General features: G+C 62.4%; 1 protein-coding gene. It reads right to left on the reverse strand.

What is annotated here, in order from left to right; translation table 11 throughout:
• A partial coding sequence (locus XpruCFBP8353_RS22985) for a hypothetical protein (protein WP_249027460.1) occupies positions 1-951 on the reverse strand: 951 nt, incomplete at its 3' end.
• Positions 952-1,354 lie beyond the last annotated feature (403 nt).

Raw genomic sequence — 1,354 nt, forward strand, 5'->3', positions numbered from 1 at the left:
ATTGCCCAAACACGTCGGCGCATTGGTCGTACCGTCGTTGACGGCCACGTCCACGGTGACACGCGAGCCGCGATTGAACGACACGACCGGGTTGTCGCTGTTATGCCCGAAGATGTTGAACTCGGATTGCCGCCAGATCTTGTTGATGTTCAGCGTAGAGGCGCTCTGGCTCACGCTATAGGCCTGGCCATCAACGGACAGCGTGACGGTATCGACGCCTCCCGCAGTCGCCGACCCGCTCAGCTTCACGCTGCCGATTTTCGACACCGGCACCAGCGGCGCACTCACCATGTTGCTGTCGCGGTAGCAGGCGTTCTGTTCGGCGTAGGCGCTCCAGCCGGACGGGCAACCGATCGACTGATATTCTGAGGCGCTGCCCGCGTAGAACCAGTTCTCGATGAAGACAGCCGGCGTCCGGCCATTGCTGCTATCGCCATCGTAGTCGGTGTCGTAGATGAACTGCTCCCAGGTCTGGCACGAGGAATATCCGAACTGTGGGCAGGTGGTTGGATTGCTGATGGCATCGGTGTTGATCTGCAATGAATAGTCGACCACGCCAGTCGTCACGCCGCTCACGCTGGGAAAGGAGCCGATTGCCGAGCGGGTGAGCCGGCTGGTGCGGGCGGCGTAGTCGTTGCCATTGCCGACCACGAACGTGCTGTCGGTGTGCGCGGTCGTGGTACGGCCATCACCGCGGTTGGCGGTCGACGGCAGCGGAACGCGCTTAGACGATGGCATGCAACGTACCGCCTGCCAGCCCATGTTCGGAAAAGTCGAACGGAAGCAGCCCTCCATCGCTGGCGCCTCCTGGCGGATCGTCGTTTCCCAGGACCCGATCGCCGCGGTGCGGCCTGCCGATTCGCTCGCCGCAGTTTGCCCGGCGTACGCTGCGCTGGCCGTGCTTGCGATGATGCAAGCGGCAAGCAATAACTGCCCTCTGATATGCCTCATTTGCGTTCCTGATGATGGGTGGTGCGAAGGATCAAGCACCAACGACGCGACACGAGGTCCAAGTCGGAAGCGATCTGCACGTTGGCGAAGAGGCCGATCACACGGTATGCACACGTCGGCCCGCGTCACAGACTCGCACCATGCAATGCGATGGCGACCCAGGGGTTTCGTGCTTGGGCACCAATTCCGAATGGCGCAGCCACTGACGGCGATCGAAAGGCGATGGCGCATGCCTGCGCTGTGCCTAGGCACGACACGCGTGGTCTGCAGACGTAGCAGATGCCGCCGCCGCAGCTTAGGCACCGTTTCATGCGGGCAGCGGGAAACCTCAATGACAAACGCCCGGGAAGGCCACCGCCTTCCCGGGCGTTACGCAGGCATCAGTTGCTTTGGGTGAAGGCGA

The organism is Xanthomonas prunicola (assembly GCF_002846205.1).
GTDB lineage: Bacteria > Pseudomonadota > Gammaproteobacteria > Xanthomonadales > Xanthomonadaceae > Xanthomonas > Xanthomonas prunicola.